Here is a 15,729-nt window from a genome sequence, read left to right as displayed (position 1 = left end):
CCTCCTCGGTATCTTTTTTTTTGATGCTGCTGAAATAGCGAAGGCCGCGGGGAGCTTGTCCCGCGGCCTTTTTAGCTGGTGCAAAAAAGGAGCGCGGGACGAAACGCCCGCGCTACCTGGATGTCCTGTGCGGAGTGACCGGGTTGCGGCGGGCCGTCAAACGACGACGAGGACCGCGACCAGAAACTGTTGAGCGATATTCTGAAACACTGTTTTAACTCCTTTGGGAAGTGACTATAGCCGAGGGCAAAACGGCTGTCAAGATGGGAAATGAGGGATTGTCTCGCCCAAGGCCGTTGCCGGCAATCGGGATGCGCTCTGAGCGAGGGCGTTCACTCACGCTCCGTCGTACCGCTGGCAGGCACCGCGCGCTTGAAGGCCCAGGCTTCGATTTTCTTGATCTGTTCGGCCATGGTCACTGACAGGGGTACGGTGCGGCTGATGGCTTCGGTGATGTCGCGCTGATTAAGGGCGTGGTTTTGCGCCAAAGCCTCGAAGGAGGCGCTGATCACCGCCTGCTCGATTTCGGCGCCGGAAAAGCCCTTGCTCGAATGAGCGAGCATGCGGCAGTCAAAGGTGCCCGGGTCGATTTCGCGCTTGTTCAGGTGGATGCGGAAAATCTCTTCGCGCTCCGCCAACCCCGGCAGGGCGACGTAGAAGATTTCATCGAAACGTCCCTTGCGCAGGATTTCGGCGGGAAGCATCTCGATGGCGTTGGCGGTGGCGGCGACGAACACCGGGTGGCGTTTCTCCTGCATCCAGGTGAGAAAGTAACCCAGGACCCGCGAAGAAGCGCCCCCTTCGGCCTTGAAACCCTGGGTGCTGATGCCGGCCTCGATTTCGTCGATCCACAAAACGCAGGGCGCCAGAGCCTCGGCGGTCTTGCACGCGCGCCGCAGGCTGGTTTCCGGCGAGCCGTAGGCCTGCGAGTAGACGGTGGCCATGTCGAGGCGTATCAGGGGAAGTTGCCAGCGGGAGGCGATGGCTTTGACGAACAGGCTCTTGCCGCAGCCGCTGATGCCCATCATCAGGACGCCCTTGGGCAAGTTGCGACCGCTCTTCAACCCGGCGACGCCATAGGCTTTTTCGCGTTTCTCCATCCAGTTTTTCAAGGCACTCATTCCCCCTACCTGTTCAGGGCGCACCTCGTTTTCGACGAACTCCATGATGCCGCTTTTTTTTAGCAGTTGTCTTTTGGCCTGGTGCAGGGCGCCGACCACGCGCTGAATGTTTTTGCCGCGCGTGACTCGCGCCAGGCGCAAGGCGCGCTCCAGTTCCGCGAGATCGAGGCCCTGTCCGGCTAGGGTGAGGGCCGCCAGGGATTCGTCGTCACGCAAAAGCTGGGAGAGAAACGGATCCTTGTCGCGCTGAACTTGCAGGTAGGCATAGATTTCCTCGCGATCGGGCAAGGCGTGATCGAGAATCAGAAAATTTTCGCGCAGAGATTCAGGAATGTCGGGCTGCGAGCCGATGAACACCAGGGTTTTTATCTCGGGCCGGCGCAGGGCGGCAAAGTCTTTGAGAGTGCGTTGCACATAAGGGTTGTCTCCCCAGAACCAGGTCATATCCTTGAACAGATAGATGCCGTGGCCTTCGCGCGCGAGGGCCCAACGCAGCGCGGTCAGGGGGTCGCGCGTTTCCGGGTGCCCGGCAAAGCCTTCGTTGCAGTCCCATTCCAGAGGCACGGGCATGCCTTTGATGCCTTGCAGGGCGGCACGCGTCACCAGCGCCTCGGTACGGCTTTCGTTGTCGGTGCAGATGAAAACCAACGGGGTTCGTGCGGCAACCAGCTGGCAGAAGAAGGCATCATTGAGATTCTCGTCCATGGGCACCTCGAGGGTTGTTTGCGGCCTGTCTTGTATCATAGGTAAGGGGCGTGTTCTGTTCAAGGATTTACAACGCGGGGTCATGCGCGTCTTGCATTCGCCAGTCAAATAAGCTAGTTTCTCTTCACGTAACGAATCAGCGGCAACGTCCGACAGGACCGCAGGGTGCGGCGATTGAGTGCTGAAGAGTTACCTCTTCACTTTTAATGTTCGATTCCACGAGGTGGGTAAATGCGCTATTCAGAGTATCTGTTGCCGACCCTCAAAGAGACCCCGGCCGATGCCGAAGTCGCCAGTCATCGTCTGATGTTGCGCGCCGGCATGATCCGCAAGGTCGCCGCCGGTATCTACAACTATCTGCCCCTGGGGCTGCGCTCCTTGCGCAAGGTCGAGCAGATTGTGCGCGAGGAAATGAACCGTGCCGGTGCTCATGAGCTGCTCATGCCCATGGTGGTGCCCGCCGAACTCTGGCAGGAGTCGGGGCGCTGGCAGCAGTACGGCCGCGAGCTGTTGCGCCTCAAGGATCGCAAGGAGGCCGATTTCTGCCTGGGACCCACCCACGAAGAAGTCATCACCGATATCGTGCGCAACGAGGTGCGTTCCTACCGCCAGTTGCCGCTCAATCTCTACCAAATCCAGACCAAGTTTCGCGACGAAATCCGCCCGCGCTTCGGGCTGATGCGCGGGCGCGAATTCATCATGAAGGATGCTTATTCCTTCGATCTCGATGATGCCGGCGCCGACGGCGCCTACGAGCGTATGTACCAGGCCTACCGACGCATCTTCAAGCGCTGCGGCCTCAACTTCCGCGCGGTGGAGGCCGACACCGGCAACATCGGCGGATCGAGTTCCCACGAGTTCATGGTGCTCGCCGAATCGGGCGAGGATGCCATCGTCTCCTGCGACAGCTGCGAGTACGCGGCCAACGTGGAAAAGGCCGAGTTGCGGGTTCCCGAGAGTCAGATGCCGGCGCCGAGCGAGGATTTGACCAAGGTATTGACCCCGGCGCGCAAAAGCGTCGAGGACGTCGCGGCCTTCCTCAAGACCACTCCCCAGCGCCTGGTGAAAACCCTCATCGTTCAGACCGACAAGGGCGAAACCCTGGCGGTGCTGCTGCGCGGCGACCGAGAATTGAACGATATCAAGCTCTGCCGTCTCCTCGACTGTGCCTGGATCGAAATGGCCGGAGAAGACGTGGTGCTCAAAGCGACAGGCGCGCCGAACGGCTTTGCCGGGCCGGTGGGACTCAAGTTGCGCATCTTCGCTGACCGCGAAGTTCAGGCCATGGCTGATTTCATCACCGGCGCCAACGACAAAGACGCCCACTATACCGGTGTCAATCTAGGCCGCGATTGTGAGGTGGAGACCTTCGCCGACCTGCGCAAGGCGGTCGCCGGTGATCCCTGCCCGCGTTGCGCGGGCAAACTCGAAGTCTGGCGCGGTATCGAGGTCGGCCATGTGTTCAAGCTCGGCACCAAGTATTCCGAATCCCTGGGTGCCGTCGTACTCGACGACCAGGGTCGCGAACGGCTGCTGGTCATGGGCTGCTACGGGATCGGCATCGGTCGCACCCTGGCTTCGGCCATCGAGCAGAATCATGACGCCGACGGCATTATCTGGCCCTTGCCCATTGCCCCCTTTGAGGTCCTGGTGGTCATGCTCAACCCCAATGACGCCGAGGTCAAGGCCGCTGCGGAAAAACTCTACGGCGAGTTGCGGGAACGGGGCGTCGAGGTGCTGCTCGATGATCGCGACGAGCGTCCCGGTGCAAAATTCAAGGACGCCGATCTGCTCGGTATTCCCGTGCGTCTGACGGTTGGCGCGCGCGGCCTTAAGGAAGGGCAGGTCGAGGTTAAATTGCGGGCCGGCGGTGCGGTCGCAATGTTGCCCGTGGCATCGGCGGCCGGCGACGTCGCGCGCCGCGTTGACCTTGAGCGCTCCGGGCAATAAAGGGTTTTTCTTCTATGAAGGTTTTTTTCAAGAGGCAGGACCCTCATGCCGGCCGCGACACTTGATCAACAGGGCCGGCTCTACCTGCCGGCCCCTATTGCTCGTCTTTTTGGCGCCCGCGGCCTGGAGATCACTTCGGTTTCGGCCGGCCATGTGCTGCTGACCGCCGAAGATGCCGAACACCCTACGCTGGTCACCGGGGTTTTGGGTGAAATCTCCGTGGTCGATCTGCTCTCGTTCTTCAACATGTTTCGCAAGAGCGGCGTGCTGCGTTTTGACCTGTCCGGCGGGCGCAAGGATCTGTACTTGCAAGATGGGGAAATCGTCGCGGCTCTCAGTTCTTTCCCTTCTGAAAATCTCGGTGAGATTCTTTTTAGTCTCGGACGCATCGAACGCGAAGTCTTGGAGCGCTTGGGGCGCCGGGCCGACAACCAGAATGCCCTGGTTAAGTTCCTGCTGGAAAAGAACCTGGTCTCCGCCAGTGATATCTGGCAGGCGGTGCGCCACCAGGCCGAAATCATCGTCTACGATCTGCTCACCTTTCAGCAGGGTAGCTTCTCCTTTCAGCAAAAAAGCCTCAGTCAGAAAGATCCCTTTCAACTCTCCATGAGTACCCAGAATCTGCTCATGGAAGGATTGCGCCGGCTTGACGAGCGCCAACTCTTTTTGCGCCTGGTTCCCTCGCTGGAAGCCTTCCCGCGGATCGTCGGGCAAGCCACGGACGGACTGAGTCAGAGCGAAGCGCAGATTTGCAAACAGATCCAAAGTGGGGATCTGTCCGTGCGCGAAGTCATCCGGCGTAGCGGGTTTGGCGAATTTGACGGGCTGCGGGTGCTGTATCATCTGGTTGAACGCGGCCAGGTGGTCATCGAAGAGGCTGCTTCAGGGGTCTCTCCGGGAGAGCTGGGCCTGATTCTGGACGCTTTCAATGACGGCCTGGCCATCCTCTTTCGCGAAGTCAGCCGGATTAAAGCTGATTTTCGTCAGGAGATTCAGGATCTGCTGCGCGAGCTTCCGCAACCCTATTCTTACATTCTGCGCGATGCCCGCCTGCGCGAGGACGGCACCTTGGACAGCCGGCGCATTCTAGCCAACCTCGCCGGCCTCGAAGAGGGAGACAAGATGCGGCTGCTCGCCGACGCCCTTGGTGAGCTGCTCTACATGGAATGTCACACGGCGCGGCAGGTTTTGGGCGAGAAGAAGTCCGCCGAAGCCATTGCTGCGGTCAAGGCGGCGACGGGCCGCGCCAAAGCAATTCTAGGGAGAAATTGATGCTGGATATCGCCCGCAAAAAACTGATTTTCGCACTGGATGTGGATTGTTTCGAAGAGGCGCAACGCTGGGTCCGGCTGCTGCACGACCAGGTCGGCCTGTTCAAGGTCGGCAAGCAGCTTTTTACCCGCTGCGGCCCCGATGTGGTGCACATGATTCGCGCCGAGGGCGGCGAGGTGTTCCTTGATCTGAAATACCACGACATCCCCAACACCGTTGCCATGGCTTCGGCCGAGGCTCTGCGGCTGGGAGTACGGATGTGCAACGTGCATGCCCTGGGGGGGCGCGAAATGATGGTTGCCGCAGCAACAAAGGTGCGCGAAGAAGCTGCGGCCGCGGGGGCACCGCTTCCGCTTCTGCTGGCGGTGACCATATTGACTTCGTCCACCGACGAAACCCTGCGTGAAATCGGCATCGAGCGCCCGGTGAGTGACATGGTGCCGCGCCTGGCGCGCCTGGCGCGTGATGCAGGCATGGGCGGCGTCGTCGCCTCGCCTCAGGAGATAGCCTTGATCCGCGCGGCCTGCGGCCCTGAATTCGCCATCGTCACCCCCGGTGTGCGGCCTGCCGATGCCTCCCTCGATGACCAGAAGCGGATCATGACCCCTGGCGCGGCCATCACCGCGGGCGCCGATTTCCTGGTTATTGGGCGACCCATTGCGCGGGCTTCCGACCCGGTGGCTGCGGCTGCGGCGATTGTGGCCGAGATGGCTGCGGCGCTTGAGTCCTGAGCGCCATGTCTGACTGGATTTTCGGCATCAATCCGGTGCGCGAGGCGCTCAGCGGGCGCCGTCGAAGGCCCTTGGAGCTGTTTCTGGCGCGTGAAGGCAATACGCGTCTGCAGGAGTTGGCCGCGGCCGCTGAACAGGCCGAGGTTCCGGTGCGACGCTGCGTGCGCGCGGAGTTGGAGCGGCTGACCGGCGGTGCTCGGCATCAGGGTGCCGCGCTGCGCCTTGAGCCCTTTGCCTACGTGGAACTCGCAGACCTGCTTGCAGCCAGTCGGAAGGACGAAAAACCGGGCTTTTTGCTCGCTCTGGATGGCATCACCGATCCGCACAATCTTGGCGCGCTGGTCCGCTCGGCTGCCGCTGCCGGGTGTCAGGGGGTGATCCTGCCCAAGGACAATTCCTGTCCCGTCACGGCCGTGGTCGATCGGGCCGCTGCCGGATCTCTCGAACATATACCCCTGTGCCGGGTGGTCAATCTGGCCCGCACGCTCGATGAGCTCAAACAGGCGGGATTCTGGGTTCACGGGCTGGCCGGGGAAGGTGATCAAGACCTGTTTTGCGCCGACCTGAGCGGCCCCCTGGTACTGGTCGCCGGCAGCGAAGGCAGCGGCCTGCGTCCCAATGTCCGGCGGCACTGCGATGTGCTGCTCTCCATTCCCATGGGCGGTGGCGTGGGTTCGCTCAACGTCTCCGTGGCAACCGGCATCGCTCTCTTCGAAGTTTTGCGGCAGCGCCGCCTTTCTCCCTGACCTTTCCCGCTCGTAACTGTGCATCCGGCTATCCGGCGTCCGGCACACCCCGGCCACGCCGGTGATGAATTCGTCCGGCCCTTGACGCCGGCGTTCTGAGCAGCCGGCGTGTGAAGCGAAATTCTCTTTCACCTATCATCCTCTAACCTGGATCCTTGAGATCCGGCTGGGCAAGAGTTTAAGTGCTTGGCCGGTCGGATCTCAAGGATTCCGGCCTAAGTCATTAAAAAAATTTATTGACAGTTGTGATTTCTTGGGATATTAATAGCGTGTAATTATCCAAGCTGGTAGGTGTTTTAATGATCCGGTGCATGGCAGGGAAGGGTTCCCTGCGAATCTCCCGGCTCGTACAGGTAGGAGGCCCGTTATGAAGCGTTTGCTGATTGTGGACGACAGTATTTCCGTCGCCCGGCAGCTTGAAAAGATCGTAACCGGCAGCGGCCGGTTCGAAGTGGTCGGGCATGCCAAAAACGGTGCCGAAGCGCTCAAGATGTATCAGGTGCATCGCCCCGATCTGGTATGCATGGACATGAATATGCCGGTCATGGACGGCCTGACCGCATTGCGCAATCTGGTCGCCATGAATCGCAACGTCAAGGTGGTCATGGTGACATCCCTGGGCGGCGTCGGCGACAAGTTCACCGAAGCTCTGCGTCTCGGCGCGCTCAATGTAATCTCCAAGCCCTTCGAGGCTGATAACGTGCTGCAGATTTTGAGTGAGGTCTGACGCCGGCATTTTGGGGCAGTGCGGATCCTGAGTCGAATTTTTTATCCAGAGGTGGATCTATGGCGGTTAAATTTTTTGGGCAGTTTCTTGTGGAACGGGGTGTGGTCAACCCCCAGAAGCTTCTGGAGGCTATCGATTTGCAGGAACGCACCAATCTCAAGTTCGGCGAGATGGCGCTTGACATGGGATTGATCAACGAGGCTGACGTGGAGCGTGTGCATGATGCCCAGCGCGGAGAGGATCTGCGCTTTGGCGACATGGCGGTCAAGCTTGGAATTCTTTCCTCCGAGCAGATGCAGCAGATTCTCACTCGGCAGAAAAACAACCACCTCTATATCGGCGAGGCACTGGTCAAGATCGGTGCCCTGGATGCCGAGCGGGTCACGACCCTGTTGGATGAGTTCAAAGTCGATCAGGCCCCCTATCTGGCCACGCGCCTGGTGATCCCCGAGGGGGTGAGCAATCCGCAATTCTGGGAAATGGCGGCCGATCTGACCTACAAAATGCTCACCCGGGTCGCCAATCTTTCTTTCCGGCCCGGGCCCTGTGTCCTGGCGCAAAGCTTTGATGCCAAGCATGTGGCGGCGGCCATGGATTTTTCCGGAAGCCTGCAGGGCCGCTACCTGCTCTCAGTAACGTCCGGGGTGCAACAGGCCATCGCGCGGGCCATTCTCAAGGAAGCTGACGTGTCCGCTGAGCCCAAGGAGGTACTCGAGGATACCCTGATGGAATTCATCAACATCGTCTGCGGCAATATCGTCGCTAAGGGCGCCCAACTCGGACACACCCTCGAGATCAACCCCCCGGTAATCTTTGCGGAAAGTCGTCAACACAATTCCGTCCCCGCTGAATTTTGTGCTCTGTGCTTCCCCTTGTATTTGGCCGATGGTGAAGAAGCGGAGCTCTCATTGTGGATTCCCGCCTAGCCTGAGGCCCTCCTAGATGATTATGCACCATGCCAGGCCCGCCTTTACCGGCGGGCCTTTTTGTGTTGGGGGGCGCCAGCCTTCACCGGAAATTTATGGCGGAAGCGCCGTCCTCCGGCGAAATGAAAGCCAGGCCACCATACCACTGGCGAAAAATAAATAAAAAATAATTTTATGCGTACTGCTGTTTATCCCTTAGGTTTTGTCGGTATTGATTAGGTTGTTTCCTGGAAAATAAGGAAGCGCCAAATGCCTACTTCTGAACAGGACTGTTTATTGCTCATTTGGGTTGAGCCAGGGATTTGGGCGGATAGTCTGCAGGGAGTCGCGGTGCGCGCAGCAAAAGGGCCTAAAGGGAAGTTTTGCTTTTTATCATTGGGTCATTTTTTTCTGTGCTTGAAATCATCTGTCAGGGCGACTTTTGTCCCCCACGCGAGCCTCGTTCATTAGAGGTTTTGCGTTGACTTGCCGGGTTGAAGTTCAGTAGCTTGTGCTTTGTCTTTTTCTTTCCGGTCGGTCTGTGCCTGCCCATGAAATAACGCAGATCCTCCCGGATTCAATGCCTTCCGAATAGCCATTTGAGTAATTTTTCTTGGTGCGCCGGGCACATAGCTATTCTTCAGGTTTATATGTTGTAAGGGGTTTTTGGGACAGTTCTGCCGGATTGCGCAGAAAGGAGACGGGAGTATGAGGGATATGGAGAGGTTTGGGAGGTTAGCTTTTCTGCGGCGCACAGGTTGGCTCGTCTGTGGCCTGTTCGCCGCAATGCTGGTGCTGTCCAGCGCATCGGGAGGCTGGGCCTGGGGCGGTTCCCGCGACCGTAGTTCCAGCGGCGACGACAGCTCCTGGGATAGTGGCTCAGGGTCCGGCGGCAGCGGCGGCTCGGGAGGTACTGCGCCTATCATCAATTGTTCTGAATGCCATGGCGGTGATGTGGCCGCGCGCCACCATGAAACGCCCTGGTATTTTCAAGGAGAGTGTTTCCGCTGCCACGATGGCTTTACCACCGAGGGAGACTGCTCGAGCTGCCACGGCTTCGGCTTGGAAAATGTTCATCATGAGGTGCCCGATGCCCTGGTCGGCAACTGCGCCGCCTGTCACACCGGGGTTGGTGATCTGGGGGATTGTCTGAGCTGTCATCAGGGAAAAACCCAGAACCGCCATCATGAAATCGCCTCAGCCGGCGTATCCTGTGTCGCCTGCCATACCACCATGTCCGCCGACACCAGTTGTCAGAGCTGTCATGCCGGTTCGGTGCGCGAGCGCCATCATGACCTGGTTGAGACGGATGGCATGTCCTGCTCTTCCTGCCATAGCGATATCGTCGTCACCGCCAGTTGTCAGAGCTGCCATCAAGCGGGCTCGGCGCAAGACGCTCACCACTCTTATGCAGCCGGCCAGAACCTTGATTGCACCAGTTGTCATACCCTGTTGCAACCTGAGACGGGCTGCCAGAGCTGCCACGGCGGTGATTCAACGCGTGACCAGCATCATCAGATCGCCGCCGCCGGTGGCTTTGATTGCACCAGTTGCCATACGCAGATGACCTCCGCCAGCGGTTGCGCCAGTTGCCACAGTTTCCCGACTTTCGAGAGCAACCGCCACCACGAGGGCGTGATTCTCACAGGTTACGGCCTGGATTGCTTCGACTGCCATCAGTACGAATTCACACCGGTTTTCAGGTTGGGCATGCCCACTCCTGAGGCCTGCGTTCATTGTCACACGACGGTGGTGGACAGTGGCTCCATCGTGGAAGCGCATCATACCACCGAGGCTTTCTTCAGCGACAACTGTACCCTGTGTCATGTCGGGGCCGCTCTGGACACGCAGACCTGTAGCGCCTGCCACGATTCAGGCGACGGCAGTGTGGGGGATCGCCACCATGCCTTCGATTTGGCGTTGCAGGGCCAGTGCACGGTGTGTCACGTCGGTGCCGACTATACCCTTCTGGATTGTCAGGGTTGTCACACCGGCGGCGGTCAGCCCGCCATCAACGATCTGCACCACATGACCATCCCGGCCCAGATGGGGGATTGTGCTTCCTGCCATGTTGGTGCCGACATGGGCGGGCTTGAGTGTTCTGCCTGTCATTTCGAATCGGGCTCGCCTATGGCCGGTGAGCGCCATCATGCGACCAATCTCTTTGAACTGGGCCAATGTGTCTTCTGTCACACCGGCGCTGAGCCGATCAACATTGGTTGCGCGGCTTGTCACGGCAGCCCGGATCACCATGGGCAGCCCGCGGCGGTAAGCGGCGATTGCACGGCCTGCCATAGCACAATTGTGACCTCGGGAGACAGTTGTCAGGATTGCCATACCGCAGCTATTCCTGAAATACACCATGGTGAGCCCTTGCTGGGCGTCGCGGGCGACTGCACCGTTTGCCACCAGAGCGCTAGTTCCGCGACATCCTGTGCGTCCTGCCACAGCGACAATCCTCACCATGATTCCGCTCAGTCCCAGGCCGGCGATTGTGCTTATTGTCATCAGGTGCCGGAGTGGGCCATGGACCGTCCTCAGCAGGCGGCCTGTCGCGAGTGCCATGGCCGTTACATGCATGACAAGGGCGGCCCGATTCAGAATTACGGTGCCTGCGCTGCTTGCCATATCACCACGCCCTTCCACGCAATGCCCTCGGGTAGTTCCAGCGGGCGTTCCAGGGGCTGGGGTGATCGCAGCGGCGGTGGAGCCGGGCGCGGCTTGTTCAACCTTTTCAGTTCCCAGTTCAGCGGCCGCAGGGGCGGATCGCAAAGGACAAACTTGGATTTCAGCATGGTCACTATCGAGCATAACGGCAAGAATTACTCGGTGCCCGCCTTTCCCGATCTTGGCGCTGAAGAGCCGAAGGATAGCGACGATTCAGGCGGCGACTCCCGCCACGGTTCCCGTCGTTAAGGAGCGCAGCTTGAGATTTCAAAGCGAGAGTGTTTAGAGCACGTATTGCACTGTCATAGTCGGCCCCGGTCGTTTATGCTGTGTGTCCTATGTGAGGCCCGCCCTTGTCGGCGGGCCTTTTTTTCTTCTGCAAACTAAGAGAAAAAAACAACAAAACTCCTGTAGGTGGCCCCGTTTCACCTCCCAGTTCATCTGCCGTTTCGGCTACTGATGCTCTTGGTGCTTAAGGGGAGTTGAGGAGCCAGGGGCGGCTATGTTGACGCCGGGTTTCCAGTTGGAGTAGAAAGAGATCCTGTTTTTTTTGTAACCATTCAGCTGCAACGTTCAACGGTGCCGCCGCACTCTGCGGTCCATGCTGAAAAGTCACGTTTTTCAATAAATCTGCGTATCTCTCAGAGATTTGCTTCTCTGCGCTGCTGAAGGGGCATCATGACCGATCTTGAATTTTTTGTTACCGCACCGCATGGCACCGAAGATCTGCTGATGGCCGAAATCGATGCTCTGGGCGCAAAGCGCATCAGCTCAATCCGCTCGGGCGCCGCCTTTTTCGGATCCCTGGCGACCGCCTATCGCATTTGCCTCTGGTCGCGTGTCGCCAGCCGTGTTTTTCTGCCTCTGGTGCGTTTCCAGGCAACCAGTGCGGATCAACTCTACGCAGGCGCGCGCGATTTTGCCTGGGAAAATCACATGTCGCCCAGCGACACCTTTGCCGTAGATTGCTCACTGCACCGTTCGCAAATCAGTCATTCGCGTTTCGCAGCCCTCAGGGTCAAGGATGGCGTTGCCGACCGTTTCCGCGACCGCTGCGGGCAGCGTCCCTCGGTGGAGGTGAATCTGCCGGGGATTCGCATATTCGCTCTGGTTGACGGCGAAGCCGTGACCTTGTGTCTCGATCTGTCCGGAGAGGGACTCTATCGTCGCGGCTACCGGACGCAGGGCGGCCAAGCGCCCCTCAAGGAAAATCTCGCCGCCGCCATTCTGCTGCGCGCCGGATGGCCCGCGGCGGCACGTGAAGGGCAGGCGCTACTCGATCCTCTGTGCGGATCGGGTACACTGCTCATCGAGGGCGCACTGATGGCCGCGGATGTGGCGCCCGGTATTTTTCGCGAGCATTTCGGCTTTCTTAATTGGGCAGGTCACGACGCCGCAGCCTGGGGGAACTTGCTGGATGAAGCTTCGCAGCGGCGCAGTGCCGGGCAGGCGGGTCTGCCCCTGATCCTGGGCTGTGATCGTGATCCGAGCGTGGTGGCCGCGGCTGTGGCCAATGCGGCCGGCGCCGGTCTGGCGGGAAAGTTGCGCGTTGAGCAGGCCGAGTTTGCAAACTGGCTTCCTGCCGTGCGCGGCGAGTGCGGTGAGCGGGGGTTGATCCTGACCAACCCTCCCTACGGAGAGCGGCTTGATGATGCCACCCGTCTTGCGGCGGTCTATGCCAGCCTGGGAGATTGCTGCCGGCGCTATTACGGCAACTGGCGGCTCTCGGTGTTGAGCGGAAATCCTGAGCTTGCCGGTCACCTTGGTTTGCGAGCGACGCGGACACACTCTCTGCGCAATGGTCCCATCCGTGCCAAACTGCTTCACTACCAACTGCACCCTGGTGCGCCTGTGGCCCAGAAACACGAGACACAGGATCACGCAGCGTCGGCTCCTGTGCAATCTCCCCGCGATGCGGCCGCCGAGATGTTTGCCAATCGTCTGCGCAAGAATTTCAAGGCTGCGCAGCGCTGGGCCGAGCGCGAAGGTATCCGGTGTTACCGTGTTTACGATGCCGACCTTCCCGAATATGCAGTGGCTATCGATCTTTATCAGGGACGAGTTCATGTGCAGGAGTACCAAGCGCCGGCCACTGTCGACTCAGGCAAGGCCCGCCGCCGGCTGCAGGATGTTCTGCGGGTCGTGCCCGAGGCCCTGGGCGTGGCTGCCGACCAGGTGTTTCTCAAGCAGCGCCGGCGGCAGAGGGGGGCTGACCAATACGGCCGAACAGCACAAAGTGGGCATTTTTTCGAGGTTGAAGAGGGCCCCTGCCGATTCCTCGTCAATCTCAGCGATTATCTCGACACGGGCCTGTTTCTTGATCACCGGCCGATTCGTAGGCGCATTCTGGAGATGGCAAAGGGGCGCCGTTTTCTCAACCTCTTCGGCTACACCGGCACCGCCACGGTGTTTGCCGCACGGGGCGGGGCGCTTGCCACGGTGACCGTTGACGCCTCCCGCACCTATCTCGACTGGGCGCAGAAAAATTTACGAATCAATGGTTTCGGCGCAGGTCCCCACCGCTTGGAGCGTTGTGATGTGCTTGCCTGGCTGGGAAGCGCCAAAGAGTCCTTCGATCTGATTTTTCTCGATCCGCCGACGTTTTCAAATTCAAAGGATCGCGAGGCAACTTTTGATGTGCAACGCGACCACGTAACGCTCATTCGTCAGGCCCTGCGACGGCTGGCACCGGGTGGAGTGCTTATTTTCTCCACAAATCTGCGTCGATTTCGTCTGGACAAGGAGGCTCTTGCCGACCTTGAGCTGGAGGATGTCACCGAAAGTACAATTCCTTGGGACTTCCGTCGCAGGCCCGGTATCCATAAATGTTGGCTGCTTAAGATGTCCGGCCCGTCCGAAACGTCCATCCGCCTTGGTACTGCCGGACAAAGAAAGAGACCGGAAAAACCTCAAAGGTCTTGACACGGCCCTGGAAATGGAGTAAATGTCCACACTCATGCCGCAAGGGGCTGAGTATGCGGGCGCCTGGCAGGAATTTATTCCTTGCATTATGTGTGTCGCTGATGTATATATCCCTGCCCATGCTGGCGTAGCTCAACTGGTAGAGCAGCTGACTTGTAATCAGCAGGTTGCGGGTTCGATTCCTGTCGCCAGCTCCACAGGGCGGTTGGGGCGAAAGTCCTGAACAATTAAATATAGAGAGACTTCTTCTGGAGGGGTTCCCGAGTGGCCAAAGGGAGCAGACTGTAAATCTGCCGTCGTAGACTTCGGAGGTTCGAATCCTCCCCCCTCCACCACTAATTTGCATTCCGGATGAAGTTCGGTCGGCGTTTTTTCAGGAGGTTCCTTTGGGGCCGTGTAAACTGGGGCGATGGCCGGGGCGGAGTCCAAAACGCTTCAGGCAGGTATGCTAGGATCTTGGCGGGAATAGCTCAGTTGGCTAGAGCGTCAGCCTTCCAAGCTGAGGGTCGCGGGTTCGAGTCCCGTTTCCCGCTCCAATTTATCAAGATCTCCATCGTTTGGTGAGATGAGCCCACATAGCTCAGTCGGTAGAGCACTTCCTTGGTAAGGAAGAGGTCACCGGTTCAAGTCCGGTTGTGGGCTCCACTTTTGGGGGTCTTGGATGCTTTTCTCTTTTTTTATTTCTGGCTGACGAGTAACTATTGAGTTTGAGTCCGGACGTTGGTGCCGGCAATAAGCAATTCTCCAAGAATGCGCGAAAAGTAACGGGAGGTTTACATCATGGCAAAAGCAAAATTCGAAAGAAACAAACCGCATGTGAATATCGGCACCATCGGCCACGTCGACCATGGGAAGACCACCCTGACCGCGGCCATCANCATGGCAAAAGCAAAATTCGAAAGAAACAAACCGCATGTGAATATCGGCACCATCGGCCACGTCGACCATGGGAAGACCACCCTGACCGCGGCCATCACCAAGGTGCTGGCGGAGTCCGGCGGCGCTGAATTCCGGGCGTTTGACATGATCGACAACGCTCCTGAGGAGCGCGAGCGCGGCATCACCATCGCCACCGCCCACGTCGAATATCAGACCGAGAACCGTCACTATGCCCACGTTGACTGTCCCGGCCATGCCGACTACGTCAAGAACATGATNCATCACCATCGCCACCGCCCACGTCGAATATCAGACCGAGAACCGTCACTATGCCCACGTTGACTGTCCCGGCCATGCCGACTACGTCAAGAACATGATTACCGGAGCGGCGCAGATGGACGGCGCGATCCTGGTGGTTTCAGCCGCCGATGGTCCCATGCCCCAGACCCGCGAGCACATTCTGCTCGCCCGTCAGGTCGGCGTGCCCGCCATGGTGGTGTTTCTCAACAAGGTCGACATGGTCGACGACGAGGAATTGCTGGAGCTGGTCGAGCTCGAGATTCGCGAGCTTCTGAGCGTCTACGATTTCCCCGGCGACGACATTCCCATCGTCAAGGGTTCGGCGCTGGCGGCTCTTGAAGGTCGCGACGACGAGATCGGCAAGAGTGCCATTCTCGAGCTGATGGCTGCCGTCGACAGTTATATTCCCGAGCCCGAGCGCGCCATTGATCGTCCCTTTTTGTGCCCCATCGAGGACGTCTTTTCCATCTCTGGTCGCGGCACCGTGGTGACCGGACGTGTTGAGCGCGGTATCGTCAAGGTCGGCGAGGAGGTCGAGATTGTCGGCATGAAGCCNCGTCTTTTCCATCTCTGGTCGCGGCACCGTGGTGACCGGACGTGTTGAGCGCGGTATCGTCAAGGTCGGCGAGGAGGTCGAGATTGTCGGCATGAAGCCTACGGTCAAGACCGTGGTTACCGGTGTCGAGATGTTCCGCAAATTGCTCGATCAGGGTCAGGCCGGCGACAATGTGGGGATTCTGCTGCGCGGCGTCAAGCGCGAGGACGTCGAGCGTGGGCAGGTTTTGGCCAAGCCCGGTTCGATCA

9 protein-coding genes, 4 tRNA genes and 1 pseudogene are annotated in these 15,729 nt (G+C 59.1%); 13 read left to right on the top strand and 1 reads right to left on the bottom strand.

Annotated features, from left to right (window positions below; translation table 11 throughout):
* Window positions 1-332: 332 nt before the first annotated feature.
* Entirely contained in the window at window positions 333-1,826 is a 1,494-nt protein-coding gene (locus GFER_RS15570; RefSeq protein ID WP_040100899.1) for an AAA family ATPase, read from the bottom strand.
* Window positions 1,827-2,057: 231 nt separating this feature from the next.
* Here GFER_RS15570 and GFER_RS15565 point away from each other — a divergent pair, with 231 nt between their 5' ends.
* The 13 genes and pseudogenes from GFER_RS15565 to GFER_RS18770 form a co-directional block, all read left to right on the top strand.
* A complete protein-coding gene (locus tag GFER_RS15565) occupies window positions 2,058-3,776 on the top strand; it encodes a proline--tRNA ligase (RefSeq protein ID WP_040100898.1) in 1,719 nt (572 codons plus the stop codon).
* 45 nt (window positions 3,777-3,821) lie between these two features.
* Window positions 3,822-5,048: a DUF4388 domain-containing protein gene (locus GFER_RS15560; RefSeq protein WP_040100897.1), complete on the top strand. Its 1,227-nt coding sequence runs from the start codon at window positions 3,822-3,824 to the stop codon at window positions 5,046-5,048.
* The gene (pyrF, locus tag GFER_RS15555) at window positions 5,045-5,779 is read left to right on the top strand and encodes an orotidine-5'-phosphate decarboxylase (RefSeq protein WP_161807421.1); all 735 of its coding nucleotides are present in this window, start codon (window positions 5,045-5,047) and stop codon (window positions 5,777-5,779) included. Before GFER_RS15560 ends, pyrF begins: the two co-directional genes overlap by 4 nt.
* Window positions 5,780-5,784: 5 nt before the next feature.
* Window positions 5,785-6,525, top strand: coding sequence for a 23S rRNA (guanosine(2251)-2'-O)-methyltransferase RlmB (gene rlmB, locus GFER_RS15550; protein ID WP_040100894.1), 741 nt, complete (start codon window positions 5,785-5,787; stop codon window positions 6,523-6,525).
* A 367-nt stretch (window positions 6,526-6,892) separates the two neighbouring features.
* Entirely contained in the window at window positions 6,893-7,252 is a 360-nt protein-coding gene (locus GFER_RS15545; RefSeq protein WP_040100893.1) for a response regulator, read from the top strand.
* Window positions 7,253-7,311: 59 nt separating this feature from the next.
* Complete coding sequence (locus GFER_RS15540; RefSeq protein WP_040100891.1) at window positions 7,312-8,178, top strand: chemotaxis protein CheX; 867 nt, start codon at window positions 7,312-7,314, stop codon at window positions 8,176-8,178.
* 696 nt (window positions 8,179-8,874) lie between these two features.
* The gene (locus GFER_RS15535; protein WP_139171938.1) at window positions 8,875-11,073 is read left to right on the top strand and encodes a cytochrome c3 family protein; all 2,199 of its coding nucleotides are present in this window, start codon (window positions 8,875-8,877) and stop codon (window positions 11,071-11,073) included.
* Window positions 11,074-11,502: 429 nt separating this feature from the next.
* Complete coding sequence (rlmKL, locus tag GFER_RS15530) at window positions 11,503-13,746, top strand: bifunctional 23S rRNA (guanine(2069)-N(7))-methyltransferase RlmK/23S rRNA (guanine(2445)-N(2))-methyltransferase RlmL (protein ID WP_074669453.1); 2,244 nt, start codon at window positions 11,503-11,505, stop codon at window positions 13,744-13,746.
* Between the two features lie 121 nt (window positions 13,747-13,867).
* Window positions 13,868-13,943, top strand: a tRNA-Thr gene (locus GFER_RS15525).
* Window positions 13,944-13,996: 53 nt separating this feature from the next.
* A tRNA-Tyr gene (locus GFER_RS15520) sits at window positions 13,997-14,081 on the top strand.
* Between the two features lie 124 nt (window positions 14,082-14,205).
* Window positions 14,206-14,282 (top strand) — tRNA-Gly (locus GFER_RS15515).
* Between the two features lie 33 nt (window positions 14,283-14,315).
* Window positions 14,316-14,391, top strand: a tRNA-Thr gene (locus GFER_RS15510).
* Window positions 14,392-14,526: 135 nt separating this feature from the next.
* Window positions 14,527-15,729, top strand: a pseudogene (locus tag GFER_RS18770) (GTP-binding protein); the annotation flags it as partial.

Origin of the sequence: Geoalkalibacter ferrihydriticus DSM 17813 (genome assembly GCF_000820505.1) — a bacterium.
Lineage (GTDB): Bacteria > Desulfobacterota > Desulfuromonadia > Desulfuromonadales > Geoalkalibacteraceae > Geoalkalibacter > Geoalkalibacter ferrihydriticus.
Note: the sequence above shows the minus strand (reverse complement) of the source record. Positions and strands in the feature narration are given on the sequence as shown.

Excerpts from the sequence above, each read along its gene's own strand:
- GFER_RS15570 (WP_040100899.1), bottom strand. The coding sequence starts at position 1,826 with ATGGACGAGAATCTCAATGATGCCTTCTTCTGCCAGCTGGTTGCCGCA.
- GFER_RS15565 (WP_040100898.1), top strand. The coding sequence starts at position 2,058 with ATGCGCTATTCAGAGTATCTGTTGCCGACCCTCAAAGAGACCCCGGCC.
- GFER_RS15560 (WP_040100897.1), top strand. The coding sequence starts at position 3,822 with ATGCCGGCCGCGACACTTGATCAACAGGGCCGGCTCTACCTGCCGGCC.
- rlmB (WP_040100894.1), top strand. The coding sequence starts at position 5,785 with ATGTCTGACTGGATTTTCGGCATCAATCCGGTGCGCGAGGCGCTCAGC.
- GFER_RS15545 (WP_040100893.1), top strand. The coding sequence starts at position 6,893 with ATGAAGCGTTTGCTGATTGTGGACGACAGTATTTCCGTCGCCCGGCAG.
- GFER_RS15540 (WP_040100891.1), top strand. The coding sequence starts at position 7,312 with ATGGCGGTTAAATTTTTTGGGCAGTTTCTTGTGGAACGGGGTGTGGTC.
- GFER_RS15535 (WP_139171938.1), top strand. The coding sequence starts at position 8,875 with ATGGAGAGGTTTGGGAGGTTAGCTTTTCTGCGGCGCACAGGTTGGCTC.
- rlmKL (WP_074669453.1), top strand. The coding sequence starts at position 11,503 with ATGACCGATCTTGAATTTTTTGTTACCGCACCGCATGGCACCGAAGAT.